The organism is Ponticaulis koreensis DSM 19734, assembly GCF_000420665.1.
Lineage (GTDB): Bacteria > Pseudomonadota > Alphaproteobacteria > Caulobacterales > Hyphomonadaceae > Ponticaulis > Ponticaulis koreensis.
This window is the reverse complement of sequence record NZ_ATVJ01000003.1, coordinates 262,951-287,237: the sequence shown is the minus strand read 5'-3', so window position 1 is coordinate 287,237 and position 24,287 is coordinate 262,951. Positions and strand designations below refer to the sequence as shown.

Here is a 24,287-nt window from a genome sequence, read left to right as displayed (position 1 = left end):
GGTTTGAGCGCCGTGGCTCAACACACGCTTTGTTTCGATTCGTAACGCTTTTAACGCCCCGAAGGCCCGGGAGCCCGAATTTACGAAACAAGCATCTGAATTTATTACGATTTCTGTATCATGGTAAATATTCTCGAATGTAACAGTCCGTGATCAGTCCGCTGCAATAAGCTGAAAATGTAGCATCCGTGCCACACAGAAGGGCACTGTATTGAAACAAAAAAACGCCCCGCATCTCGCGGGGCGCTTTCTTTCCGGGTTGAGCGTTAGCTCTTAATTGTTCGCCGAGCGTCGCAGGAATGCCGGGATTTCCAGATCGGAATCATCTGCTGGCATGCCGCGCCCCATTGAGTCGTTTGATGTGTCATTCACATCTTCAAACGGCGCATCTGTTTCGCCTGAAGGACGGCGCCAACCGAAGAGGTTGTGAAGGCCGCTTGTGCGTTGTTCGATAGACCGGTCTGTCTCTGAAGAGCGACGGCCGTCATTCTTGTGGCTTTTGCCGAAAATGTCTTCCGCGCGCACACGGTCCTGACCATAGGAGGAAGCGCCCACTTCATAATCGTATGGCGCAGTGTCATCGATACGTCCGACGACTTTACCACGGCGAACCGGCTTTTCTTCAGCTGGTTCAGGTGCAGTTTCAGCGACAACTTTTTCTTCGACAGGTGCTTCAACAGCTTTAGCTGGCTCAGACACGACGATGGATGGCTTAGGCGCTTCAACTTCTGCCGTTTCAGCAACAACTTCCGGAGCCGGAGCTGGCTTTTCAGCAGGTGCCGGGCGCTGGTTGAGAGATGATGCAAAGCCAGAAATGCTTTCCGCAGGCTTCGCTGCAGGTGCTTCATCGTCGATACCTGTTGCAACAACAGATACGCGCATTTTGCCTTCGATATTCTCGTCGAATGTGGACCCAAGAATGATGTTCGCTTCAGGGTCGACGAGATTACGGATCTCATTAGCCGCTTCGTCAACTTCGTACAGCGTCATGTCGTAGCCGCCAGTGATGTTGATCAGAACGCCTTTCGCGCCTTTCAGCGAAATGTCGTCGAGAAGCGGATTCGCGACAGCGGCTTGAGCGGCCTCGAGCGCACGGCTCTCGCCAGCGCTTTCGCCTGTGCCCATCATCGCTGCGCCCATTTCCGCCATAACGGTACGAACGTCAGCAAAGTCGAGATTGATAAGGCCTGGCATAACCATGAGGTCTGTAATACCACGAACACCAGAATACAGAACGCGGTCTGCCATTTGGAAGGCGTCAGCAAATGTTGTCTGCTCGTTCGCAACGCGGAACAGATTCTGGTTCGGAATAATGATCAGAGTGTCGACGTGTTGCTTGATGTCTTCCAGACCTTGCTCGGCAAGGTTCATGCGGCGTTTGCCTTCAAATCCGAACGGCTTGGTCACAACGCCAACTGTCAGGATACCGCGCTCGCGAGCCATGCGTGCGATAACTGGCGCAGAGCCAGTACCGGTACCGCCGCCCATGCCAGCCGCGATGAACACCATGTGCGCACCGTCGAGGTGAAGGTTAATTTCTTCGATGGATTCTTCGGCTGCAGCTGTGCCGACTTCCGGACGAGCGCCAGCACCGAGACCTGAGGTCGTTTCGAGCCCCAGCTGGATTTTGTGTTCGCAGGATGAACGCGCCAGCGCCTGTGCGTCCGTGTTCGCAACAACGAACTCAACGCCCTGAAGCTGCGCTTTAATCATATTATCGACCGCATTTCCGCCAGCACCGCCGACGCCAAACACTACGATCCGAGGCTGTAAATCTAAACTCATATGACTTGCCCTATCGAACACAAAAATCCCGGAAATTGGGTTAATGGTCGTTTAGCAGGCTTAATTCAGCGTTAACGAAGCGAGAAAAAGTTAAAAGTTTTCCTTTAACCATTCGACAGCTTTTCCAAAGATGCCTGTTTCGCCTGACTTTTCGCTGTTAATCTTAGGTGTCTTTTTTGCCGCCTTCGGATCACCGCCGCGGGTATGATCAAAAGTCAGAAGACCGGCAGCCGTCGCAAAAGTTGGTCGCGCGCAGTCGTCGCCAAGCTGTGCAGCCTTAACAGGGCGTGCGAGGCGAGCCTGCATTGCAAGAATCTTAGACGCCAGATCACGAACACCCGGCAGCTCGCTTGCGCCACCCGTCAGAACAACCCGGCGCGGGAGACGTCCGCCAAGACCAGACTTGGAGAGCGTTTGGGAAATCAGCTCAAATGTTTCTTCCATACGCGGCTCGATCACCTGAACCAGATCACCGCGGGACATTTCAGCCGCTTCAAGGCGACCTTCATCACCGATACGCGGCGCATCAATGATTTCCTTGCGCGCTGTTTCCGTCGCCATAACAGCGCCGTTCAGTGTTTTGATACGCTCGGCTGCCGGCAAGGTTGTCCCAATACCCTGGGCGATGTCGGAAGTAACATGATTGCCACCGACCTGCAGCGTTTCCATGAAAGCCAGGCTACCATCGAGATAAACGGTAACACCCGTAGATCCGCCGCCCATATCAAGGCAGACAACGCCATTATCCATCTCGTCATCAACGAGCACAGCTTCAGCGCTCATAACCGCGCCAGAGGACGCGCTCTCGACTTCAAGATGCGCGCGAGACACGCAGAGTACGATGTTCTTGTAAGTCGCATCCGGCATGGTGACGAGGTTCATCACAACGCCGAGGTCTTCTGCGAACATGCCGCGCGGGTCACGCACACCATCATTGCCGTCTACGATGTAAGAGAACGGGATGGCGTGGAGGATTTTCTGCTTTTCGTTCTGACCGCTTTCAAGAGCGCGGTTCAGAAGCTTCATCACATCCTTCTGGGTGATCTCGCGACCATCCATTTCGATGTTTGCTTTCACGCGCTGGGTCTTCATGCTCGGGCCGGAAATAGCCAGACGTACAGAACTCACTTGCTGCCCAGCCATGCGCTCGGCATCGGCGACGGCCAGACGGATGGACCGCTCAAGACCCTCAACGTCGATAACCGTGCCGTTTTTCAGGCCTCGGCTGGACTGCTGGCCATAGCCCAGCAGCTCGAAACCGCCCTGAGACGGATCGGTTGTACGGACGATAAGGCAGGCAATCTTGGTCGCACCAAGATCAAGCGTCGCAACCACCTGACCGGCTTTGCGGACCTTCGGAACGTTTCCCGCTATCAGTCTCTGATCGAGGCTCGACATTAACCTGCCCTTTCCACGCCAGCGAGCCCTGCTTCGAGCTGACGTCGTCTTACGTAAACCCGCGCAGGATCGCGCAGATCAATCATTTCTACCTGACGGTCCAGAACGCCCGTCTCACGCTGCAGCGCCGCCAGCACAGCCAGCGCCTCGCCTCGCGCATCACCGGATGGCAGTTTCACGCGTGTGCCGGACACCATCACAAGATCCCAGCGACGCTCGCCCCGGCGCTCTGCATAATCGAGGCGCGTGTCTATCGTTGGAAAATCCTGAAGTTCACTGTGCAGAACCGGATAAGCCTCTAGTGCACCTGCGCCCTGAATTGTGTGATAAAGCGCCGTCTGGCTAACCTCGTCAGCGATTTCGCCTGTCATGTGAACCGGAACGACATTGCCTGTCTGATCATCACGATAAAGAACCGAAGCTTCCAACGGGGTTGCAACGACTGTAATCTGGTCTGGCCAGAACCGGTGCACTTGGATGCCACCGAACCCCGGCAAATCGTCCAGACGCTCTTTCAGCTGATGCGGATCAGCGCGAAACATATTGTCACCCTGAACGACGCCCAAGGCATCCAGAATACGGCGCTCCTGATCAGGGTTCACATCATCAACGACATGGATTGTCTGAACCGAAAAGCCGAACGTCTTCGCGACACCGTCAGCGATCTCGTTGGCTTTGTCCTCAACAACAGAAATGGAATTGCCCATCCACGCCGCTGCACCGATGAGAATGGCGACGAGAAAAAAGATGCCCATAAAGACAGAGCCGACATCAGCCGACTGCTTGGCGACCGCATCGCGCGCAGGTGTATTCGAGGCGCGACCGCCGCTTGTGCGACTTCCGCTGCTCTTTCCTCGTCCACTACCACCGCCCTGACGGCCACCTTGCTTCTTATCGCCACCCTTCACCTGGGGCATGATGCATCCTCAATCATCCACTCGACCAATTCCGGGAAGGAAATTCCCAGATGAGCCGCCTGTTCGGGGACGAGAGAGGTTGGCGTCATGCCTGGCTGTGTATTGGTTTCCAAAATCACGAGCCGGTCTCTCTCGTCGTCATAACGAAAGTCGGATCGCGTCACACCGCGACAGCCCAGCGCCTGGTGTGCTTTGAGACTGGCTTCAAGCGCACGTCTCGTCACATCCTCGGGCAGGTCAGCCGGCACCACATGGCGCGATCCCCCACTCGCATATTTTGCGTCAAAATCGTAAAACTCTCTTAACGTTACGATCTCGGTAACACATAAAGCGCGATCACCCATGACTCCGACCGAAAGTTCGCGGCCCGGAATGAACTCCTCAGCCATGAGATTATCGCCGTAAGTCCAGCTTTCAGACATCAGAATATCGGCTGGTGCATTGGTCCCTTTTTTCACCATCACAACGCCAAAACTGGACCCTTCCGCAATTGGCTTGATCACATATGGCGGCTCAAGCGGGTGCTCAGCAGACGCTTCCGCACGCGTGACTTTCACGTCTTTCGCGATTTCGATGTCGTTCTGCGCATACACAGCTTTCGACTTGCGCTTGTCCATTGCAACAGCGGACGCCGCCACACCACAATGCGTGTAAGGAATGCCCAGAACCTCAAACAGACCCTGAACACAACCATCCTCGCCGCCAGGGCCATGCAGGCCGTTCAGGACCACATCCGGTGCAGCATCTTTCAGTTGCTGCGCCAACTCGCGCGTCGCGTCAATTTCGATGACGTCGTATCTGCCGGTCTCCCGCGCAGCCTTCGCCATAGCCGTGCCCGACGAAATAGAAACGTCCCGCTCTGAGGACCAACCGCCATACACTACTGCGACGCGTTTCATCTGCGCTCTCCTGACTGACACTACTGAAGGGTATTCTCCCGCCAATTCAGGCAAGCCTGAGGCGAATTCGCGGAATTTGGGAAGAGGTTTACACCTATTTGACCGACAATTCCCGCTTTTCAGGACTTAGCCCCAGATGCGATGCTTCCGGTGGGTCGGCCGGTGAAACTCGCGGCGGCGCTCAAACGGTCTGGCGCCGGTGAAGTCATTAAGTTCCGGACGCAAACGCTCGATCAGGTCTTCGCAGACCTCCGCGCGACCAATTAGTATCGGGAAGAAAGAAACACGACACGATCGCAGAAATGAAGAGACTTCCAGTTCTCCACTCTCGGTGAAAGCCTGCGCACCGGTCGCCGAAGTTCGCAATGGCATATTGAGGAACCGCTCACCAATGCGCTGGCGCAATGTTGAAAGCTGGGTACGCCTTGCATGCATGATATATTGCGCAGGAATGTCAGCAGTACTGTCGATAAAGATGACATCATCATGCCGGTCCTGCACGATCAGAATGCCGGGGCCTGACACCCAGGACGCTCCGCCCCACCTAACCGGGTCCACATGAAGCGCCTGACTGCCGCCTTCCTCAATAAGCTCACGATGCGTCAGCATCATGCGCTGCCAGATATCCGATGCGCGGTTCTGATAGTGACCGGTCTGGTCTCCCTCTATACGGCGCCAGAATGACGACAAATTCATCGTCAGGCACTCAGCCAGTTCACGACGCCCGAACGGCGCTTCGGCAATATGCAGAGAAAAGTCGCAGAGCTCTGGCACATCGAATTCGGCATTTCGCACAAGCTCATTATACCAGCTCGAGCACCGCGGATTCGTGTTAGACTGTGTGAGCTTCCGGAGATTGCGCGTGTCAGCGGCATGAAAGAGCCTTGCGTCGAAGCGTTGTACAACAACGCCCGGCTGCTCAGGCAGACTTTCGATACTGCTGTCCTCACTGTCCTTGAGGAGGCTGAATGCACCGTCTACCAAAAGGTAACCCGCATTCTGCTGCGCAATATTCCAGAAGCTCATCTGTATTCATCCCATCCATCTACAGGATAGGAATGGCGGACAAACAAAGCGTTAAGAAATCACGTCAAATTCTTAACCCGTACTGTTACGACGTTACACTTTTTTCAATCCGGTGACGTAGCGCTTCCAGTTCTCGACATAATGGAGCGCTGAAGCCGTCAGCATTTGTTCGCCGCCTTCATCAACCTGACGAATGACCTTACCCGGCGCGCCCATAACAAGTGAATTGTCAGGAATTTCTTTGCCCTCAGGAATGAGCGCGTGTGCACCGATAATGCAGTTCTTGCCAATCTTCGCGCGGTTCAGAACAGTCGCACCAATACCGATGAGCGAATTGTCACCAATCGTACAGCCGTGCAGCATCGCCATATGACCAACGGTTACATTCTTCCCGATGGTCAGTGGCACGCCCGCATCTGTATGCAGTACGCTTCCGTCTTGCACATTGGAGTTCTCGCCAATGGTAATCGGGTCGTTGTCACCCCGAATGACGACGTTAAACCAGACACTTGCACCTTCTTTAAGCACTACGCTGCCTAGTACTGTGGCATTGTCTGCAACCCAGTACTTGCCATCACCCGGCGTAGAAACCTGTTTATCTCCAAGGTCATAGATCGCCATATTCAACTTCCCCATTCAGTATTCACACAAAATTCGCAGTAAAACGCGTCTTGTATATCTATTAACTGTTGTATGGTGGACTTGTCTAAGGATTCGCGGAGATTCGCTCTCAAGCCGATCTTCGCACCAGTCAGAAGAGGTGCATGTGGCAGCATTATTTGCCTTGCCAGACGGGCCCGGCCCGGACACTCGAGCGGCAGCAGCCGCCGCTTCTTTTCCCGCTTTTTTCGAACGCCGCAGCGCCCACAGGCCTGCGGCGTTTTTCTTTGTGCAAAGCCAAGGAGAGTACCATGGGTAAACGAACTGCAGTCCGCAAAATTCGCAATGCCGAATTCAACACGGAAGCCTATTTCGACGACGAAGCCCGGAACAACTCCAAAGGCCTGTACGCCATTGATGGCGGCTGGTCCCCGGACGACGAAGAGCGGGGCCGATCATGGAACCGGAAGCCAAAAGAACCACAGCGCGAGCAGCGCTACACCAAGAATGTAAAACCAAGATCTGAAGGTCAGGCCGAGCTGATGAAAGCCATAGACGGACACAACCTCATCTGCGCGCTCGGCCCTGCTGGTACGGGCAAAACCTATCTGGCGATCACCAAAGCCGTTGAAGCCCTGCAGAAAAGCGAAGTGGGCCGGATTGTCCTTGCCCGACCTGCTGTTGAAGCTGGCGAGCAGATCGGCTTCCTGCCAGGCGCAATGGAAGACAAGCTCGCGCCATACCTGCGCCCTCTCTATGACGCGTTATCGGACCGTCTTTCACCGAAACAGCTGAAAGACATGCTGGCTGAAGGTGTAATCGAGATCGCACCGATCGGCTTCATGCGCGGACGGACGCTCAACAATGCCTTTGTTGTCGTCGATGAGGCGCAAAACTGCACCTACACACAGCTGAAAATGCTGCTTACCCGTCTGGGCTGGCACTCCACAATGGTTGTGACAGGTGACCCTGCCCAGTCAGACCTTCTTCCCGAAATTTCCGGACTGGCTAAAGCCGCAGACAAGCTTGAAGCCATGTCGGATGTCGCCGTCGTTCGCCTGCAAGCCGAGGATGTGGTTCGCCACCCGCTCGTCGCGCAGATGCTCGACACCCTCTAACCTCCAAACACTCTCTCAACATACGCAGAAACCCCGCCAATAACTGGCGGGGTTTCGTTTTTCGGCGCGCCCGTCCTGAGGGCAATCTGGCATAGGTTGGGGAACAGGACGAAGGCGCGCCTATGCTGGCTGTTACGGAGTTCAGCCAACAATTCCGATACGAACAAACGCGCTGCGCCCTGCCCCGGGCAGACGGGTGCCAACGGTGACGTCGGATCCGGAATTCCGGTTATAGCCGGACAGGTGATCGCGATAGACGTGGTCAAACAGATTCTCGACCCCCACACTGACGTGGACGCTTTGGGTCATATGCCAGTCGGCAAACAGGCCCAAAGTGACATAACCCGAAGTTGGCTGCTCGCTGTTGGTCGCCGAGACTTCGTCCTGCTCAGCGACCGCACGCACCTCCATTGAGGCCGACCACATATGCTCCTGCCAGGTCAACGCGCCTGTGAGGTTGGGGGGAGCTATGCGATAGAGGTTGTCGTCGACGTCTCCGCGTTTGCCGCGCACATAGTTAAGAACGCCATCAAAACGGAGCGGACCTTCAAAGTCATACCCGAAGTCCATATCCAGACCGTAGAACTCGGCATCAACATTAGCCCAACGCAAAGGTGTCGGGTCGCCATTCATGTTCGAGATCATTTCTTGTGGCGTATCAATAACGCCCGGCGTGCTATCAAACGGCCCGCCCTGTACGAAATTGCTCACCTGACGGGTATACACCGTCGGCCGCGCATAGAAACGGTCGCCGAGATAATCGAATCCCACTTCAGCGATCAGTGCCCGTTCGAGCTCAAGATCGAGATTGCCGACATAAGTGTTGCCATCAGCCAGGCCGCCACTTGCCGGGATTGGCATCCAGCCATAGCGCTGCAAATAGGTCGGCGCATGAGTTTTGTGTGCCAGCGTGAAGCGCCATACAAAGCCATCGCGTTCATCTGTGAAGAAACGCGCAACGGCATCAACACCCGTATCCTCAAAACTACGATCAACACCGTTGTACGCCATGGCAAGCATGCCAGGAGCAGGAGGCAAAGCAGACCCGACTGAAGCCTCACCCACATCCGAGGTATGGCGGTCCACACGCAGGCCAAGCTCTGAATTTAAAGAGCCTACAGCGCCCCGCCATTCCGCAAACATTCCGAAACGTTCAACTTCGGCATCGGGAATCGCTGCAACGAAGAAATTAGAATTGTTCGGATTCGTAATCGTCGCGCTGTGCTCAGCGCGGTATGCATCCAGACCAAGTTCAAGGCGACCGCCCCATTGATTGAAACTGGCAGACACATCGCCGGTGGTCGTGTCAGCATAGGCTGGGGTTTCCCGCCACATCATGGGTGATGCCGGTGCCGGACGCAGATCGAAATTATTCATCGCGTGTGCGACGCTCACCGATCCCAAATTTGCTTCCAGCGTGAATAGGTCAAACTCGCCGAGATATCGCGCTTTCGCGAAGTCGGTATCCATGTAGCGAATATCCATCGGGAATGGCGGATTGCCCGCCGGACCGGCTTCATGTCGACGAATATCCGCACTGACCTCATGTGCCCCAAAGCGAACACCGCCTGAAGCGCCAAGAACCGCGCGCGTATAGGACGTGCCGCCTATTGTGCCATCGCCATACTCGAGGTCATCACCATCTTCATATGAGCCGAGCAGATTTAAACGCCAGCTATCGGTAGAAAGTCCTGCAACACCGCCATAAGAATAGCTGCTGTCAGCCGTGCGATAGCCAGCGGACAAATCATAAGCCAATGTCGGTGCAGCATCACCAGAGTAATCTACCCGTTTGAACACGGCATCCGCGCCGCCGCCAAGGCCAGGCCCCTCGCTCACCGGGCTGACACCGCGATCAATCACGATTCGACGAACCAGCGGCGCAGGCGCATAATGGAATGCTGGATCCATGAGGTTTGGCCCGCCCGAGCCGAAGTGCTGACCATCTACGCGCAGGTTCAGGCGTTCTCCGAACATCCCCCTATACTGGACCTGCCCCGAGAGCTCCCCATTGCCAATACGGGCTGCACCCGGAGTTCGCGCGATCAGACGCGTGATGTCTGCGCCCTCTGTCGGCATATAGTCAGGCGAAACCCCAATTTCGGTTTCGTCATATTCATGGTGCCCGGTGACAATCACGACATCCTGAAGCGCAGGCGCTTCATGCTGCGCAAATGCCGGATCAGCCGCGGCCAGCAGCGCCGCAAGACTGGCGCCGTAAATCATTTTCGTACTCATTTATAATTTCCCCGGCGCACCTCTTCGGGTGCGCTCAAAACGTCATTTGGATTTGTTCGAAAAATCAGACGTGTGTCGGGGGACCTCGAGCAGGCAGAGGCGGAAGAACCGGTCTTACATGGCTCGCAGCAATGTAGATCGAGCTCCCAAGCATCGGCAGGCCGAACGCGACCGGAAGGGCAATGGCGTTGTCAGAAGGCGCGTCAGCTACGGATGTCAGGATAGAGAATTCACAGACCTCTGACCCGTCACCATCGTGAGATTCAGACGGAATATGCCCGCCTGCATCGCTTTCTACCCATAGGCCAGTTGCCGGATCGACGCTGACGTAACGCATCTCCATACCTGCGGTACAGATTTGCATCGTCATCGCGCCCTGCTCGTCCTGGGCCAGCATATAGCCGTCAGGCACAATCGCCCGAGCGACAAGACTTAGCGTCAGGACGAAAGCAAACGCGGCATTAAGCGCAGCACCTATGGAAGACAAAGCTCTCACACTTTTGCGGATAAGTCGTTTTAGTAAGATTGGCAATGCGACTTTATTACGTCCATTACTAGAGGGCGTCGTCACGTCCAGCATTGAAACGCTCGCGTAGCCCTGCAAGGAAGGCATCAGCCGTCGTGGTATCTGCCAGCTCTCGCACTGTGTCGCTCAGACGACTGGAAGAGACCTGATTGCTACCTGTGAGCAGATTGAACGTGTCGGCCTCATTTGTGCCGGCCATAGACGCGGCATATTCACTACGCAGGCTCGCAAGGCCATCATAGTTGGAATCAAGGCGATAGGCGACGGCGGCGCGAACAGCTGTCTGGATTTGCGCCTGCGTCAGGCGTGAGCCTGGCGGCGGCAGCGTGCGTTGAAGCGCGCGGCCCGCTGCACCCCATGTGCGTGAGCGCCAGTGAACTTCTGCTAACAAGTCCAGCGCGCGCTGGTCATCCAACGGCTCCAAAAGCTCGATCGCATGGCCAAAGCGCTGCAATTCCATATGAGCCGCAGCCTCCAGCAGACGGCGCTCAATACGAAGCTCGTCACTCAGGCCCGGAACGCGCGACGCATTCAGCGTTTGCAGAGCCTGCTCGGGACGGCGATCCAGTAGGTAGATAGACGCCAGATCAGCCGCGATTTGCGCACGGCCTATGCCGATCAGGTTCCGGTTCTCGACCTGATAGGAGAGAAGCTCGGTAGCCGGATCAAGCAGGTCAAAATCAACGAGACGGTTCGCCAGCATGCGCACCATACGGTCACCATCCGGGCCAATCGGCGTCAGATCGCGGAACTCATAGAACAGCGCGAGAGATGAGATCGGGTCGAGATTATCTGCCTGACCGCGCAGATACAGATCCTCAAAGAACTCCATCAGCGTAATGCGTAGCTCGCGGGAGCCCGGCAAATCAGGGAAGTCCTCGGCAAAGTTCTGTGCCAAAACAAGCGCTTCTCGATACTGACCGAGCTCAAAATAGGCTTTGGCCAGCTCAGCCACGATTTCCAGTTCCAGCGCATCGCCGCGCCAGCGGAAGCGCAGTGCATCAAGCCGGTCACTCGCTTCCAGATAAGACATGTCCCCCTGCTCGAGCGCGAGCTGGATGTGAGCCAGCTCAGCGCGCACTCGAACATTCGGGCTGCGATGGTTCATCAACTGCTCGAAGATTGTCGCCGCGTCGGCATATCGCTCGTCTGCAATCGCCAGTTCGCCAAGCGTCAGGCGGGCATGGCCTTCTGCTGTCGAGTCGCCGCTGCGGTTCGCCGCCGCTGCGTGTCGTTCAGCCGCCGCGCCGTCGCCCATGCGTATCATGGCGCGTGCAGCGGCCGCGTGGAAACGACCTGCCCATTCAGACGAGTGCGCGTTGAGCATAGGGTCAGCTGCAATGAACGCCTCACGGGCACGGCGCCAATCACCAAGTTCGGTGAGCGCAAGACCGAGCCAGGCATTGGCCGCAGCATCGCCGCGCGTGCGGGAGTGATCCAGCGTCTCAACGGCTGCAAGATAGCGGCCCATCATCACGTCGGCCGCACCTTTCATAGTGAGCCATTGCGCGTCCTGCCCCAGAAGACCATCGCCTGCCCGCGCCACTTCCAGTGGGCCGTAAGCCTCTGCTGCAAGCTCCCAGGCAAGGAGGAAACGCGCAAGCTCAAGAAGCGCAGACTGGCCGGACCATTCTTCAGGATCAGCAGCAGCCGCAGCGCGTGAATAAACTGAATAGTTTTCCCAGAAGCTGCCAAGATCGCCATGACGCCATGCAGCCACATCGAGGAAGCCCGGCGTCAGCGTCTGACCACCCGTATACTGGGAATCAACGCCCCAGCTGGAGAGCGCCAGACCATCCTCACGGCCAATCAGCACATTGTCTTCGCGCTGGATGAAGTTCAGATCATCTGCACGCGGCACAACAACGAGGCCGTGCAGCGTTTCAGGGAACGCGGCTTCTACGAAAGAAAGCTCCTGCACCATAGAGGTTGCGGGGTTGAAGGCGGGCACAAACACCAGCTGGTCACCGATTTCCGGGTCAGCCAGAGAGAACACCGTGCCCGCATCCGGCACTACAGCCAGAATACCGGACCCACCAGAGTGCGCCGTACGTGTCGGCTGAATGCGGCGTGCTGCGAGTTCGCCCGGTCCGCCTGCTTCAATCGCCCAGGTCCGGCCGCTGGATGTAATCCGCACCAGACGCTCGCGCGCGAGGAAGAGGCGAATAGCCATGCCCGTCTCGGACGTCACTTCATCAACGCGAACGCCAGTCGCTTGCTGGATGCCATTCAGGTCGAAATGACCATTCGCAGGGAATGCCAACCACAGAACATTATTCCGGCGGAATACAGTTGCAGGCACCTGATTGGCGAAGTTCAGCTCTAGCTGGATGACGCCACCCGAAAGGGACCCATCAACGTCGACAACACCAGATCGCGGCAAAGCCTCAGTCCAGACGCGCGGCGGTGTGATCGGCACCTCCGCCATAAGCTGGGAGGCGATATCCTCTTCGCGCTGTGCGTCGTCATCAGCGGCTGTGCCAGCATCATCTCCATCTTCGCTCACCATGGCCAGAAGAGGGCTTTCCTCATATGGCTTACGGCTTGGCGGGGCGAGATAGTTGGCAGGCGGCAGTTCAGCCGCGAGCGCAGCAAGCGCCTCCGGCAGCACAACATCTTCTTCTGGTGTTTCAGGCGGCGGAGAGCCTTCGCGGAAACGCACGAGCACAGCATCATCTGCCGCAACCGCATTGGCCCAGAAGCCTTCAGACAGGTCGAGATCTACGATCCACGTCTCTTCTGTATTCTCAGCCTCAATGCCGAGAAGGCCGCGAGGTGGATCTACCCGCGTGCGGGAAAGGTCTGCATTGGCACGTCGGTCGAAGGTGAGGCGAACACCCTCGTCGGTCGTCTCCATCTCATAGCCGACCAGCTGCGGCCAGTAGAATGCCAGCGTAGTAAAGTCGAGCCCTTCAGAGCCGCGCACCGTTACATCAAGCGGCGGCGGAAGCGCAGCAATCCGCGCAGCTTCTGCAGCGGCGGCGCGCTCTTCTGCACGGGCTTCATAGACAGCAACCAAAGGCGAAACCACATCCGGCGGGTCGCTTGTCATACTTTCAGACACCAGATCGATGGATGTGAGATCAATCGATTCTGACATGTGCACGCGATATTCCCGCGCCAGAGCGATGCGCGCCTCGCGACCGTCTTCACTCAGTCGGGCGACAGCAATGTGCGACGGAAGCTCTTCGCGCAGCGCGTCCAGATCGAGGTCGACGGGTTCATCAAAGCGAAGGATGAGCACCGGCCCCGCCATACGCGCAGAAATATCTGGATTGTCTTCATCTCCATCCGCCCAGCTTGCGATAATCCGGGCATATCCGGCCTGCTGAGCCGTATCGAGAGACAAAGCCCTTCCCTGTGCCCAGGCCGAATGGCCGGTCAGTGATGCTGCGCCTAAGCAAATGAGTGACGCAGTAGAGAGGAAGGACCCCTTAAGGGGCATTCGTACGCGCCTCCAGATCAGCCAGTGTCTCAGGAGGTTCAGAACGGGTCGCCATGAGCGTCGTCAGTGTACGCGCACGATCCTGATCCATGTCCGCGAGGATTGCCGCCATTGGTGCCGGCTTCATACGGTGCGCCAGCTCAAGCATTAGCCCATCATCCAGTGTATTGAAAATACGGGCGGCATCATCAGACCGCATGCTCTCATAAATCGTCACAAGAGACGCGAGCTGCGCTTCGTTCTGCTCGTCCAGCGTATTCAACAGACCTGCAATGCTATTCTCAAGACGCTCCAGCTCAGCGATCTGGTCGTCGAGACGGGCCTCAGCCGCAGAGATCGTCATTTCACGGGTATCAAGCGTAGCTTCGCGTGCTTCAAGGCGCTCACGTCGTTCCGACAGAGACCGCAGAACCTGAATTTCATATTGAGAGAGGCCTGCCTGCTCAGCCAGAAGATCAGGCGCCGGACAGGTCTCGCTTTCAGCCGGGGCAGTGGTTTCAGTCGTCTCAGGTGCCGGGACGGGCTGGTTTTGTTGAGCCTGCTGAGCCTGAGCCGAGGCGGCCTGCGCATTGGCCGTCGCTTCGCCAGCGGCTTCCGCGATGGACACTGCTTTAATCGCGAAAGCACACGCTGCAAAAATGCCAATCACCGGAAGAAGCCGGACCTGAGACTTAGCCATGATCAATACCCCCTGCGCGTCGGGCCACGCTGAAGTGAATTCGAAAGAGAGCGTGCCTCATCAATACGAGACTGAAGCTCTTTGCCGGTTTCGGTTGCCGATTTACGGAGCCCCTGCACGGCCATTTCAGCCTGCGCGATGGTCTCTGCCAGCTCGCGCGCGGCTTCAATCATACCGTCATTGCCTTTGCGCAGCTGGTTAAGGCGCTGATCCAGCCGCCAGCAATAAACGATGGTTAACAGCAGCAGCACTGCGAGGCCGATTTCTACGAAGAGTCCGTAATCGCTCATTGTTCTTTCAGCACGCTCGCTTTGGCTCGATCAGAGATCGGGCTCTCAACCCGTACAGCAACTTTGTGGCCCATTCGGCCCACGCGTCCATCTGTCAGGCGAATGTCACCGCATTTAAGCTGCACTTTTGAATCGGGCGCTGCATTCAGGAAGATTGTGTCGCCGACCTCGAGATCGAGCATCTTCTTCAGCGGCACCTGCATTTCATCGAGCACGGTCTGAACTTCTATTTTAGCGGCCCAGAGCTCGGATGCGAGGTGGCTTTCCCAGATGTTATCACGGCCGAATTTCTCGCCCATGAAGTTCTGGAGAAGCATTTTACGGATCGGCTCGAGCGTCGCATACGGCATGAGAAGCTCGGCGCGACCGCCGCGATCTTCCATGTCGATGCGCAGTTTGACGAGGATCGCCGCGTTTGCAGGACGCGCGATTGCCGCAAAACGCGGGTTCGTCTCGATACGGTCGAGTTCGAAATCAACTTCCGTCAGCGGCGCAAACGCCTGTTTCGCATCCTGCAGGATCACTTCGACAAGACGCGTCACCAGAGAGCGTTCAATGGTCGTATAAGGACGTCCCTCAATACGCATCGCCACCGTGCCGCGACGACCACCCAGAAGAACGTCCACGATGGAATAAATCAGGTTGGAATCGACGGTCAGCAGGCCGAAGTTATCGAGCTGCTTTGCGCGGAAGACGGACAGGATCGCCGGAAGCGGGATAGAGTTCAGATAGTCGCCAAAACGGATCGATGTAATCGCATCGAGTGAGACCTCGACGTTGTCAGACGTGAAATTCCGAAGGCTGGTCGTGAGAAGACGGACGAGACGGTCAAAGACGACCTCGAGCATCGGAAGACGCTCATAAGACACCATTGCTGAGTTGATGATCGCCCGAATACCGGATGTATCGTCTGCGTCTTCATCATCAAGAGAGAAGCCGAGAAGACTGTCGATCTCATCCTGGTTGAGAATGCGTTCTGTGGTCTGACCATTACCAATGACAGCAGTCGCGAGATTGGTCTTCGCTTCTTCTTCTTCGTTGGCGAGCGATGCTTCCCATTCGGCGGCAAAGTCGTCGCCCATATCGTCATCGCCGCCGCCATTGGCAGCGTCGTCAGCCTCAAGTTCCGCAGCCCATTCTGCGGCCAGTTCTTCATCTGTTTTATCGTCAGACATACTAAGGCCTATTGAACAATAAATTCCTCGATGAGCACGGCATCGATAGTTTCAGGATAAACGCTCATATTCACGCGGCGCAGAAGTTCGCGGCGGATACGATAGTCACCGGCTGATCCGCTCAGATCGTCAATACGCATTTCACGCAGGAACATCTGGAACTGGTCTGTAATGCGCGGCAGATAAGCATCCAGACTGTCAAACACAGCAGGGTCATTTGCTTCGAGCGTCAGCTTGAGCAGGAGCTGGGAGCGACGTCCGCCACCGGCATTCACAGTCACGATAAGGTCTGGAAGCGTGTAGAAAGACGGATTACCCGGCGCGCCAATCTGGATAACCGCGCCATTGCCATCTGATTCTGTTGCATGGCCGACAGTGGATTCGCCATGGCCGTCGTCCGATCCATGATCGTCGCCGCCTTCACCATGACCATCATCTGAACCGTGATCATCTGATTCGCCATGAGAATCGGCAGGCGGTTCAGATGCTGCAGCCTCTGCAGATCCGCCACCAAACAGCATCATCGCGGCACCGCCGCCACCGCCAAGAATCAGCAGGGCAGGCAAAACAATAAAAAGAATCAGCGTCTTACCAGACATCTTCTTCTTTTTCGTGCCACCTTCGCCGACACCATCAATGTCGGTTTCACCGTCCATTTCACCTTCGATATCGTCGGCCATGGTTCCAGAGTCCTTGTTGATCAACTCGGCAAAAATGACCCAGCTTGGTTAAGGAAGCGTGGAGATAGGAAGTTTTTACCGGCCTAATTACAGTTCGTATTTTGGTTATTGGATCGCAGGAAAGCGTTAACCTTGAAGGGATTATCTTCGGCCTGAACCAAAGTGGGCTGGTATTTTTTCATGGACAATACGCTTCTTGTCGGCATTAACACCCAACAATCCCTCCGTCGCCGGATGGACGTGGTGGCCAACAATCTTGCGAATATGAACACGGCCGGCTTCAAGGCGGAGGTCGCTCTTAACGATCTGATCATCGAGCGCCCGTCTCACGCAAACGATACGCCGGAAGATATCCGCTTTACATCCGTTGGCCGGATGCAGCGGGATATGACGACCGGCACGCTACGCCCGACAGGCAACTCTCTTGATTTTGGTATCGAAGAAGCGAACGCCTTTTTCTCGGTCAGGGTGGGCGGCGAGACTTATTACACGCGCGACGGACAATTTGCGCTTGATGAACTTTCCAGACTTGTGACGCATGAAGGCGCGCTTGTTCTGGATGATGCCGGCAATGAAATGGTGTTCGATCCGGAAGGCGGCCCGCCGACCGTGAGCGACACTGGCATTATCCGTCAGGGAAATATCGAAATCGGACGTCTTGGTGTTTACGGGTTCGAAACACCAGGTGCGTTAGAGAAGATTGGAAGTAACCTCTGGTCTCCTGGAGACCAACAAGCAGAAGCTGTGGAGCTGCCAAAAGTGCAGCAGGGTGTTGTGGAGCAATCCAACGTCAACGCCATTCTTGAAGTCACCCGGATGATCGAAATCTCTCGGGCCTACACCTCAGCAAGCCGCCTCGTAAAAGACGCAGACGAGCTTCGCAAAACCGCAATCAACAAGCTGGGCTCCGCTCAGTAATAAGTATTTTAAGGTGATGTGATGCGCGCACTCAGCACAGCCGCGACCGGCATGCAGGCTCAACAGCTCAATGTTGAAGTCATTTCGAACAACATTGCCAACATGAACACGACTGGCTTCAAACGCCAGCGCGCTGAATTTCAGGATCTGCTCTATATGAATGTCGAGCGGATGGGGGTCACCTCATCAGATGGCGGCACAATTGTACCAACCGGTGTTCAGGTCGGTACGGGTGTAAAAGCCGGCTCCGTTTATCGCATTACCGAACAAGGTAACGTGACGCAGACCGAAAATGATTACGACCTCGCGATTCAGGGCGAAGGTTATTTCGTCATCCAGAATCCGGATGGCACACAGTCTTACACCCGCGCAGGCAACTTTTCTGTTAGCCCGGATGGCCAGCTCGTGACCGAAGACGGCTTTGTCGTTTCACCAGGCATCGCGATACCTGAAGAAGCGGTCGACGTTGCCATCAGCGCAGTTGGTATGGTTCAGGTCCGTATTGCTGGCGAAGTGGAGTATCAGGAGCTCGGCCAGATCGATCTGGCCCGCTTCATCAATCCAGCAGGCCTTGATGCGATTGGTGACAACCTGTTCCTCGAAACCCCGTCTTCCGGCCCCGCAAACATTGCTCCCCCGGGCGCAGTCGGTTTCGGCACCGTTCTTCAGGGCTTCCTTGAAACATCCAACGTCAACGCCGTGAACGAGATCAGCGCTCTGATCGTCGCACAGCGTGCTTACGAGATGAACTCAAAGGTCATTACAACGGCTGACGAAATGCTCGGCGTCACAAGCCAGCTCCGCTAAGGTGATCCATGACTAAGCTAAGCCGCACCCTCTTCGCCTCACTCGCACTGACAGGCCTCGCGCTGACACAATCTGTCGCTGCCGAAGACGTTGTCATTTCGGGCGACTGGGTACGCCTTAGCGATGTTTCCAACGTAACGGGCACCCCCGGCGACCGCCAGATTGCAGCGGCGCCCCTGCCCGGCCAGCGCCTTCCGCTCGCATCTGAATTTATTGAAGCGCAGGCAGCTGCGGCTGGATTTCCGATCGATCTGCCTGATGGCGAGATGGTCTGGGTGACGCGGTCCGCAAATGCCGTGGCGACACCGCAACCGGTTGCAGCCACACCGCAACAGGCTGAACCAATACCCGTCATTTACCAAGATGAACCGGCGGAAAACGAGGTCCCTATGCTGATCACAGATGCGCGGCGCGGCGATGCAATCACGCCAGACATGATCAGCTATGAAGCGATGAACCCGAACCGTCGAATTCAGGGTCTGATCCGCGCCGCTCACGTGTTGGATGGCATGGAAGCAACCCGCACAATCCGCGCCGGTCAACCGATTGCCATGCGTGACATTCGCCCTGTCTCAGTTGTCCGTCAGGGTGATCCTATCCAGTTGGTTTATCAGCGAGGCGCACTGCGCCTCGTTGTCAGCGCACGCGCCCTCAATGATGCCGCCGAAGGCGAACCGGTTCGCGTACAGAACCTTCAATCCAACCGTTCAATGGACGCAATCGCCTGGGGACCGGGCGAAGCACGCGTCGGCTCACTCTTCTCACAGGAAGGCTAATCATGTTTCAGAAAGCTTCCCGTCCGTTCGCAGTGATTGCGCTCGCAGCCAGCCTTGCAGCCTGCGCCACCGTCAGCGACGCTGTTCAGGAGCCCCAGCTGACGCCGATCACGAATCCGCAGATGATTGTGGGCGCGATGCCGGTTTCAGCACCAACGCCGCCGCCAATTGCTGACGATTCCTCGATGAACTCGCTCTGGCGCACAGGCGCGACGGGCTTCTTCAACGACCACCGCGCAAGTCTGGTTGGCGATATCCTGACCGTGGATATCAACATCACAGACACAGCCACGCTGAACAATTCGACCTCGACTAGCCGCACTGGCAGCCAGGATGCCGCGGTTACTGGTCTGTTTGGCCTTGAACAACCTATCGAGCGCTTCCTTCCAGGCACTGACAACCTCGGAACAGGTCTCGGCACAAGCTCGACAAGCTCCTCGCAGGGGGTTGGCACGGTCAACCGGTCCGAAAACATCCAGATGTCCGTCGCGGCGGTTATCACAAATGTTCTTCCGAACGGCAATTTTGTGATTGCAGGATCTCAGGAAGTGCGCGTGAACTCTGAAGTGCGGGAACTCATCATCTCCGGCGTGATCCGCCCTGAAGACATTTCCGCGACCAACACAATCCAGCACACCCAAATTGCTGAAGCGCGCATCTCATATGGCGGTCGCGGCGATCTGAGCTCAGTTCAGCGCCCGCGTGTTGGCCAGCGTGTCGCAAATTCCATTCTGCCATTCTAGAGCAGACACCTGCACACACACGGCAGGAATTATCAAGAACACACCAGCCGGAAATCATTACCGGCACAAATTGCCCGGCAGGAAATATCTGCCGGGCTTTTTATTTGTTCTTCGAAATCATTACTATGGTAAACAGAATCAGTAAGAAGTTTTCTTTCAAAGTAACCTTTTGAAAACTTCGTGGTAACCGCCTGTTTTCTTTCTCAGCGTAATACTATACCTGCTGGCGGGCAACGCCGAGCGTTGGGTGTAAGCGGCGGTCCCATTGAGAGACCGCCGCACTTACATCCGGACCAGTCTTCCCTAGAAGAAAACCGTTACGCTCTGGCGCGAAGCGATGACAGGACGCCCCTGACGGTCCCACATATACATAGCCTGGCTTGAATAACCGTGCGCCGTATGCTCGGCGACTGAGCTCAGCAGAAACCACTCATTGCCGACCTCAATATCAGAGCGCAGAAACTCCAGCGACCATGTCACAGTGCTGACCGGCGCACCCTCTTCCATCATCGTAAAACAAGCGGGTGGTATGACATCCGCGAGCGCCAGAAGCGCTGCTGTATGGTCAGCGCCTGTTTCGGTTGCATGGCGCACCCAGACCAGCATGTCGCCCCGCTCTTCTCCGCCCATAGGTTTAAGCCCACCCGCACGACGGATTTCGAAATTGCGGGCAAAATTGGCCGGCTTACGTTCCCCCCAGAAAGGTTCGCAGTCTTCGGGTGGCGGAGCATTGGAACATACGAGGCCGGACTGGTCGAGCTTGCTATCGCGGTCATCGCCATAGACCAGCAAGGTCTTCGTACCGATGCCCCTTTCTCCGTGCAGAGTAGCATCCATCATAATCGTGGATTTGCCCTGGCGCATCAGTGCGGCCTCTCCTGTCAGATGTCCCGACGACGGCCCCACGAATGCGACAACTGCAGATTTGATCGGCTTGTCGATCTCAAGCGTTTCTCGCGCGCTCACATGACAGAGTGCGGCAGACAAACCGCCATAGAGTGTGCGCCCCTGCGCCCAGCTTTCCGGCGCATCAAAGCTGAGGCCGTTTTCGCCGCCCGTTTGAAAATCACGGACCAAATCTGCAAAGCTAATCATGCTGGCGTATCTCTCCCCAAAAGAAAGCCCGCCATCTTATAGAAGGCGGGCCATTTGATTTTTATTTTCTGGCCGTAAGATCAGTCGTCCCGGAGTGTCTTCTCGTTACGCTCATGAGCTTCCTGAGCTTCCAGGGACAGTGTCGCTGTAGGACGTGCTTCCAGACGACCAAGAGAGATTGGATCACCGGTCATCTCACAATAGCCATACGTGCCGTCATCAATTCGGCGGATCGCAGCATCAATCTTGTTGATCAGCTTGCGCTGGCGGTCACGCGTACGAAGTTCCAGCGCTTTATCGCTCTCGGCAGACGCGCGGTCCACGAGGTCCGGAAGAGACGCTGAGTCTTCCTGCAGATTACCAATCGTGGTCTTCGACCCGTCAATGATATCCTGCTTCCAGTCTTCCAGTTTTTTCCGGAAGTAAGCCATCTGACGTTCGTTCATGAACTCTTCGTCAGCAGCTGGTTTGTAGCCTTCTAGATCAATCGAACTCATACTCGACTCCCGATGCAGGGCAGATTATTCGCAGGCTCTATATCCCTTATGTTGTTCAGATTCAATTAGTGAATAGAAAGTAAAAGCTGTGAATAATCAGAGATTGCTTCTGCGTTGTGCAGTTTCGAGTTTCGCCAGTTCTACTTCTACCCGCAGTTCAATCTGATCAATGATGGATTCCAGCTCCTGATCGTCACTCTGCGCGCGCTCCGATTCGAGCGCATCTTTGAGGCGTGCAAGTGTCGGGCCAGCGTTTCCGCCCTCTAACAGGTCTATTTTGAGACGGTCGAGGCCTTCCAATAGCTGACGGCCGCGCCTTTCGGCCTTGCGACGACGCTCTAATGGATCTTCTGCGCCCTGCAGCGCCATGAGCGCAGCCACAGAACCGACGCCCAACGTGCCGCCGGTTGTGCTGACCGGTGTTGCAGCTGTCGAACCACCAAGAGCCTGAGAAAATGCAGCGCCATCACCGCCAGCAGATGATTTTCCGCTCGCACGTGATGCCTGTGTAGACCGCGTCTTTTCGATACGCATAACCACAAACTCCGAAGCCCGAACGCAGCACTGCTCCGTTCGTTAAGAAACAGTTATGCATACGCTTTGGTGAAAGAGGCGTTAACCGTTTCTTGGGGTGGCACTGATAAATTTTACTCAAATCCAATGGGGTTTCGAGTATGCGCCAATCTTTTGTATCCGGTTTTTCAGCGCTTTGCCTTGGCATAGCTGCATTTTTGCTGCCGCCTGCGGACGCTGCATCACGCCTGAAAGATATTACAGATGTTGAAGGCGTCCGTGAAAACCAGCTCATCGGTTACGGCCTTGTTGTCGGCCTGAACGGCACCGGAGACTCACTGCGGAACTCTCCCTTCACGCGCCAGAGCCTTGAAGCGATGCTCGAGCGTCTCGGCGTGAATACACGTGACCAGAACCTCAATACACGAAATGTGGCCGCGGTCATGGTCACGGCAAACCTTCCACCGTTTGCGACAAACGGCTCACGCATGGATGTGAGCGTGTCCAGCCTTGGTGATGCAAGTTCTCTGTCCGGCGGCATTCTGCTCGTCACGCCGCTTCTCGGTGCCGACGGCCAGGTCTATGCAGTCGGTCAGGGCCCTGTTGCTGCCGGCGGCTTCGCAGCCAGCGGCGATAGCGGCACATCGGTCATCCGCAATGTTCCAACAATTGGCCGCATCCCGAATGGCGCGCTGATAGAGCGCGAAATCGGCTTCAACCTTGCCAATCAGAGCACGCTGCGCCTGTCGCTCCGTAATCCGGACTTCACAACATCCCAGCGCATCGCGGTCGCGATCAACGCTTATATGGGCATGGATCTGGCGACGGCCGAAGACTCTGGCACGGTTCGAATTGTGCGTCCGCCAAGCATGGATATGACGACGCTCATCACCGAGATTGAAAACCTCGTTGTTGAACCGGACCAGCCAGCCCGTATCGTAATCGACGAAGCGTCTGGCGTCATTGTCATGGGCGAGAATGTCCGCGTCTCAACGGTCGCGATTGCTCAGGGCAATCTGACTATCCAGATTTCAGAACAACCCGCTGTCAGCCAGCCTGCCCCGTTCTCCGATGGCGAAACCACCGTCGTTCCACAGAGCGGTGTTGAGGTTCTGGAAGACGGCACAGGCCTTGCCATGCTCGAAGGCGGCGTTCCGCTGCGCGATCTGGTCGACGGGCTGAATGCACTCGGCGTCACACCACGTGACATGATCTCTATCCTGCAAGCCTTGAAAGCCTCCGGCGCGCTTCAGGCTGATATCGAGGTAATGTAGCCATGAACGAACTCGAAACCATCGCATCCACCACGCCGCGCAACATGCCGAATGTCAGCAATGTGCAGACGCGCGAAGCTGCGCGCGAAATCGCTGAAGAATTCGAAGCCATGTTCATCTCGCAAATGCTCGCGCCGATGTTTGAAGCGCTGGAGACGGACGGCTTAACCGGTGGCGGCGAAGCGGAACGCGCTTTCCGGCCAATGCTGGTCGAACAATATGCCAATGAAATGGCTGCTCAGGGCGGGATCGGCCTTGCTGATCAGGTCTATTCGGAAATCCTGCGCATGCAGGGTCTGACGGACTAGGGAGAACTCAGATGACCATTGCTGCACACGACATTAATGACCGTATCGAACAGCTTATCTCTGTCACCGAACGACTGAGCGAGCTGATGACCGCGGAAATCGCAGCACTCAAAGCGCGCAAGCTGGACGCCTCTTCCACCGACTGGAATGAGAAAGAACAGCTGGCGCACACATATCGCCTCGAAATGACCGATCTTGCGCGTACGCCTGACGCGCTCGTCGCAGCCAATGCCAACCTTCGCAAAATCCTCTTCGAGCGGGTGCGCACATTCCAGTCCATTCTGGCAGAACACAACAAGGCACTGACCGCCATGCGCGAAATCACAGAGGGCCTTGTCGAGAATATTGCACGTGAAGTTGCTGCAGAAACGAATGGCCCTCAGGGCTATGGCGCACACGGCAAAACGTCCGGCAAAACCCGCGCGTCAGGCATTGCCGTGAATGCACGCGCATGATTTGCCGACATTAATACACTGCATGCTGATTGATTTTTCAGCCTGAAGAATACATCTGATCGAATGCCCGCCTCGTAATCACCGTGGCGGGCTTTTTACGAATTCGGTTTCCAAATTCAGAAAAT

At 56.1% G+C, this 24,287-nt stretch carries 24 protein-coding genes; 8 read left to right on the top strand and 16 right to left on the bottom strand.

Translation table 11 applies throughout. From position 1 onward, the window contains the following. Nucleotides 1–273: 273 nt before the first annotated feature. The 6 genes from ftsZ to G523_RS0116355 form a co-directional block, all read right to left on the bottom strand. Nucleotides 274–1,785: a cell division protein FtsZ gene (ftsZ, locus tag G523_RS19775; protein WP_022696151.1), complete on the bottom strand. Its 1,512-nt coding sequence runs from the start codon at nucleotides 1,783–1,785 to the stop codon at nucleotides 274–276. A gap of 90 nt (nucleotides 1,786–1,875) precedes the next feature. Then, nucleotides 1,876–3,183 carry a cell division protein FtsA gene (gene ftsA / locus G523_RS0116375; RefSeq protein ID WP_022696150.1) on the bottom strand — a complete coding sequence of 436 codons (1,308 nt, stop codon included), beginning with the start codon at nucleotides 3,181–3,183 and terminating at the stop codon, nucleotides 1,876–1,878. Then, nucleotides 3,183–4,100: a cell division protein FtsQ/DivIB gene (locus tag G523_RS20525; RefSeq protein WP_022696149.1), complete on the bottom strand. Its 918-nt coding sequence runs from the start codon at nucleotides 4,098–4,100 to the stop codon at nucleotides 3,183–3,185. The genes ftsA and G523_RS20525 overlap by 1 nt, the downstream gene beginning before the upstream one ends. After that, complete coding sequence (locus G523_RS0116365; RefSeq protein WP_022696148.1) at nucleotides 4,088–4,999, bottom strand: D-alanine--D-alanine ligase; 912 nt, start codon at nucleotides 4,997–4,999, stop codon at nucleotides 4,088–4,090. Before G523_RS0116365 ends, G523_RS20525 begins: the two co-directional genes overlap by 13 nt. Before the next feature lie 126 nt (nucleotides 5,000–5,125). Further along, nucleotides 5,126–6,025, bottom strand: a complete 900-nt coding sequence (locus G523_RS0116360) for a hypothetical protein (RefSeq protein WP_022696147.1) — start codon at nucleotides 6,023–6,025, stop codon at nucleotides 5,126–5,128. A gap of 93 nt (nucleotides 6,026–6,118) precedes the next feature. Continuing rightward, nucleotides 6,119–6,646, bottom strand: coding sequence for a gamma carbonic anhydrase family protein (locus G523_RS0116355; protein ID WP_022696146.1), 528 nt, complete (start codon nucleotides 6,644–6,646; stop codon nucleotides 6,119–6,121). A 290-nt stretch (nucleotides 6,647–6,936) separates the two neighbouring features. Between G523_RS0116355 and G523_RS0116350 the strand changes: the two genes are divergently transcribed. Then, on the top strand, nucleotides 6,937–7,743 hold the full coding sequence (locus tag G523_RS0116350; RefSeq protein WP_027441838.1) for a PhoH family protein: 807 nt from the start codon (nucleotides 6,937–6,939) through the stop codon (nucleotides 7,741–7,743). 141 nt (nucleotides 7,744–7,884) lie between these two features. Here the strand turns inward: G523_RS0116350 and G523_RS0116345 are convergent, their stop codons facing one another. The 7 genes from G523_RS0116345 to G523_RS0116315 all read right to left on the bottom strand — a co-directional run bounded on the left by G523_RS0116345 (nucleotide 7,885) and on the right by G523_RS0116315 (nucleotide 16,776). Next, nucleotides 7,885–9,981, bottom strand: coding sequence for a TonB-dependent receptor (locus G523_RS0116345; RefSeq protein WP_022696144.1), 2,097 nt, complete (start codon nucleotides 9,979–9,981; stop codon nucleotides 7,885–7,887). A gap of 64 nt (nucleotides 9,982–10,045) precedes the next feature. Further along, nucleotides 10,046–10,468 (bottom strand): DUF2946 family protein, encoded by a 423-nt coding sequence (locus G523_RS0116340; RefSeq protein ID WP_022696143.1) that lies wholly within the window; start codon nucleotides 10,466–10,468, stop codon nucleotides 10,046–10,048. A gap of 67 nt (nucleotides 10,469–10,535) precedes the next feature. Then, on the bottom strand, nucleotides 10,536–13,952 hold the full coding sequence (locus G523_RS0116335; RefSeq protein WP_155802862.1) for a tetratricopeptide repeat protein: 3,417 nt from the start codon (nucleotides 13,950–13,952) through the stop codon (nucleotides 10,536–10,538). Then, on the bottom strand, nucleotides 13,942–14,631 hold the full coding sequence (locus G523_RS0116330; protein WP_022696141.1) for a MotE family protein: 690 nt from the start codon (nucleotides 14,629–14,631) through the stop codon (nucleotides 13,942–13,944). Before G523_RS0116330 ends, G523_RS0116335 begins: the two co-directional genes overlap by 11 nt. Nucleotides 14,632–14,633: 2 nt before the next feature. After that, nucleotides 14,634–14,921 carry a DUF6468 domain-containing protein gene (locus G523_RS19765; RefSeq protein WP_022696140.1) on the bottom strand — a complete coding sequence of 96 codons (288 nt, stop codon included), beginning with the start codon at nucleotides 14,919–14,921 and terminating at the stop codon, nucleotides 14,634–14,636. After that, on the bottom strand, nucleotides 14,918–16,096 hold the full coding sequence (gene fliM / locus G523_RS0116320) for a flagellar motor switch protein FliM (protein WP_022696139.1): 1,179 nt from the start codon (nucleotides 16,094–16,096) through the stop codon (nucleotides 14,918–14,920). The genes G523_RS19765 and fliM overlap by 4 nt, the downstream gene beginning before the upstream one ends. An 8-nt stretch (nucleotides 16,097–16,104) precedes the next feature. Further along, nucleotides 16,105–16,776 (bottom strand): flagellar basal body-associated FliL family protein, encoded by a 672-nt coding sequence (locus tag G523_RS0116315; RefSeq protein ID WP_022696138.1) that lies wholly within the window; start codon nucleotides 16,774–16,776, stop codon nucleotides 16,105–16,107. Nucleotides 16,777–16,956: 180 nt separating this feature from the next. Between G523_RS0116315 and G523_RS0116310 the strand changes: the two genes are divergently transcribed. The 4 genes from G523_RS0116310 to flgH are packed head-to-tail and all read left to right on the top strand — an operon-like array spanning nucleotide 16,957 to nucleotide 20,020. Further along, nucleotides 16,957–17,694: a flagellar hook-basal body protein gene (locus tag G523_RS0116310; protein ID WP_022696137.1), complete on the top strand. Its 738-nt coding sequence runs from the start codon at nucleotides 16,957–16,959 to the stop codon at nucleotides 17,692–17,694. A gap of 21 nt (nucleotides 17,695–17,715) precedes the next feature. After that, a complete protein-coding gene (flgG, locus tag G523_RS0116305; RefSeq protein WP_022696136.1) occupies nucleotides 17,716–18,501 on the top strand; it encodes a flagellar basal-body rod protein FlgG in 786 nt (261 codons plus the stop codon). Between the two features lie 8 nt (nucleotides 18,502–18,509). Further along, entirely contained in the window at nucleotides 18,510–19,277 is a 768-nt protein-coding gene (flgA, locus tag G523_RS20520; RefSeq protein WP_022696135.1) for a flagellar basal body P-ring formation chaperone FlgA, read from the top strand. A 2-nt stretch (nucleotides 19,278–19,279) separates the two neighbouring features. Beyond that, the gene (gene flgH / locus G523_RS0116295) at nucleotides 19,280–20,020 is read left to right on the top strand and encodes a flagellar basal body L-ring protein FlgH (RefSeq protein WP_022696134.1); all 741 of its coding nucleotides are present in this window, start codon (nucleotides 19,280–19,282) and stop codon (nucleotides 20,018–20,020) included. 303 nt (nucleotides 20,021–20,323) lie between these two features. On the opposite strand, the gene G523_RS0116290 is transcribed toward flgH, so the two are convergent. From G523_RS0116290 to G523_RS0116280, 3 genes are all read right to left on the bottom strand, one after another. Next, nucleotides 20,324–21,115 carry a thioesterase family protein gene (locus G523_RS0116290; RefSeq protein ID WP_022696133.1) on the bottom strand — a complete coding sequence of 264 codons (792 nt, stop codon included), beginning with the start codon at nucleotides 21,113–21,115 and terminating at the stop codon, nucleotides 20,324–20,326. Between the two features lie 80 nt (nucleotides 21,116–21,195). After that, complete coding sequence (dksA, locus tag G523_RS0116285; protein WP_022696132.1) at nucleotides 21,196–21,612, bottom strand: RNA polymerase-binding protein DksA; 417 nt, start codon at nucleotides 21,610–21,612, stop codon at nucleotides 21,196–21,198. A 96-nt stretch (nucleotides 21,613–21,708) separates the two neighbouring features. Beyond that, a complete protein-coding gene (locus tag G523_RS0116280) occupies nucleotides 21,709–22,146 on the bottom strand; it encodes a flagellar assembly protein FliX (protein ID WP_022696131.1) in 438 nt (145 codons plus the stop codon). Nucleotides 22,147–22,286: 140 nt separating this feature from the next. On the opposite strand from G523_RS0116280, the gene G523_RS0116275 reads away from it, so the two are divergent. Genes G523_RS0116275 through G523_RS0116265 form a run of 3 tightly spaced genes read left to right on the top strand, consistent with a single transcriptional unit; the run spans nucleotide 22,287 to nucleotide 24,162 of the window. Beyond that, nucleotides 22,287–23,399: a flagellar basal body P-ring protein FlgI gene (locus tag G523_RS0116275; RefSeq protein ID WP_022696130.1), complete on the top strand. Its 1,113-nt coding sequence runs from the start codon at nucleotides 22,287–22,289 to the stop codon at nucleotides 23,397–23,399. A gap of 2 nt (nucleotides 23,400–23,401) precedes the next feature. Continuing rightward, a complete protein-coding gene (locus G523_RS19755) occupies nucleotides 23,402–23,707 on the top strand; it encodes a rod-binding protein (RefSeq protein WP_022696129.1) in 306 nt (101 codons plus the stop codon). Nucleotides 23,708–23,718: 11 nt separating this feature from the next. Next, nucleotides 23,719–24,162: a hypothetical protein gene (locus G523_RS0116265; RefSeq protein WP_022696128.1), complete on the top strand. Its 444-nt coding sequence runs from the start codon at nucleotides 23,719–23,721 to the stop codon at nucleotides 24,160–24,162. The last annotated feature ends 125 nt before the right edge of the window (nucleotides 24,163–24,287 follow it).

What these genes read in the sequence shown, in the direction of transcription:
- G523_RS0116330 (WP_022696141.1), bottom strand. Translation starts at nt 14,631, where the DNA reads ATGGCTAAGTCTCAGGTCCGGCTTCTTCCGGTGATTGGCATTTTTGCA.
- ftsZ (WP_022696151.1), bottom strand. Translation starts at nt 1,785, where the DNA reads ATGAGTTTAGATTTACAGCCTCGGATCGTAGTGTTTGGCGTCGGCGGT.
- G523_RS0116360 (WP_022696147.1), bottom strand. Translation starts at nt 6,025, where the DNA reads ATGAGCTTCTGGAATATTGCGCAGCAGAATGCGGGTTACCTTTTGGTA.
- G523_RS19765 (WP_022696140.1), bottom strand. Translation starts at nt 14,921, where the DNA reads ATGAGCGATTACGGACTCTTCGTAGAAATCGGCCTCGCAGTGCTGCTG.
- dksA (WP_022696132.1), bottom strand. Translation starts at nt 21,612, where the DNA reads ATGAGTTCGATTGATCTAGAAGGCTACAAACCAGCTGCTGACGAAGAG.
- fliM (WP_022696139.1), bottom strand. Translation starts at nt 16,096, where the DNA reads ATGTCTGACGATAAAACAGATGAAGAACTGGCCGCAGAATGGGCTGCG.
- G523_RS0116365 (WP_022696148.1), bottom strand. Translation starts at nt 4,999, where the DNA reads ATGAAACGCGTCGCAGTAGTGTATGGCGGTTGGTCCTCAGAGCGGGAC.
- G523_RS0116350 (WP_027441838.1), top strand. Translation starts at nt 6,937, where the DNA reads ATGGGTAAACGAACTGCAGTCCGCAAAATTCGCAATGCCGAATTCAAC.
- G523_RS0116280 (WP_022696131.1), bottom strand. Translation starts at nt 22,146, where the DNA reads ATGCGTATCGAAAAGACGCGGTCTACACAGGCATCACGTGCGAGCGGA.
- G523_RS0116310 (WP_022696137.1), top strand. Translation starts at nt 16,957, where the DNA reads ATGGACAATACGCTTCTTGTCGGCATTAACACCCAACAATCCCTCCGT.
- flgA (WP_022696135.1), top strand. Translation starts at nt 18,510, where the DNA reads ATGACTAAGCTAAGCCGCACCCTCTTCGCCTCACTCGCACTGACAGGC.
- G523_RS0116355 (WP_022696146.1), bottom strand. Translation starts at nt 6,646, where the DNA reads ATGGCGATCTATGACCTTGGAGATAAACAGGTTTCTACGCCGGGTGAT.
- G523_RS0116275 (WP_022696130.1), top strand. Translation starts at nt 22,287, where the DNA reads ATGCGCCAATCTTTTGTATCCGGTTTTTCAGCGCTTTGCCTTGGCATA.
- G523_RS0116335 (WP_155802862.1), bottom strand. Translation starts at nt 13,952, where the DNA reads ATGCCCCTTAAGGGGTCCTTCCTCTCTACTGCGTCACTCATTTGCTTA.
- G523_RS20525 (WP_022696149.1), bottom strand. Translation starts at nt 4,100, where the DNA reads ATGCCCCAGGTGAAGGGTGGCGATAAGAAGCAAGGTGGCCGTCAGGGC.
- ftsA (WP_022696150.1), bottom strand. Translation starts at nt 3,183, where the DNA reads ATGTCGAGCCTCGATCAGAGACTGATAGCGGGAAACGTTCCGAAGGTC.
- flgH (WP_022696134.1), top strand. Translation starts at nt 19,280, where the DNA reads ATGTTTCAGAAAGCTTCCCGTCCGTTCGCAGTGATTGCGCTCGCAGCC.
- G523_RS0116315 (WP_022696138.1), bottom strand. Translation starts at nt 16,776, where the DNA reads ATGGCCGACGATATCGAAGGTGAAATGGACGGTGAAACCGACATTGAT.
- G523_RS0116290 (WP_022696133.1), bottom strand. Translation starts at nt 21,115, where the DNA reads ATGATTAGCTTTGCAGATTTGGTCCGTGATTTTCAAACGGGCGGCGAA.
- G523_RS0116345 (WP_022696144.1), bottom strand. Translation starts at nt 9,981, where the DNA reads ATGAGTACGAAAATGATTTACGGCGCCAGTCTTGCGGCGCTGCTGGCC.
- G523_RS0116265 (WP_022696128.1), top strand. Translation starts at nt 23,719, where the DNA reads ATGACCATTGCTGCACACGACATTAATGACCGTATCGAACAGCTTATC.
- G523_RS19755 (WP_022696129.1), top strand. Translation starts at nt 23,402, where the DNA reads ATGAACGAACTCGAAACCATCGCATCCACCACGCCGCGCAACATGCCG.
- flgG (WP_022696136.1), top strand. Translation starts at nt 17,716, where the DNA reads ATGCGCGCACTCAGCACAGCCGCGACCGGCATGCAGGCTCAACAGCTC.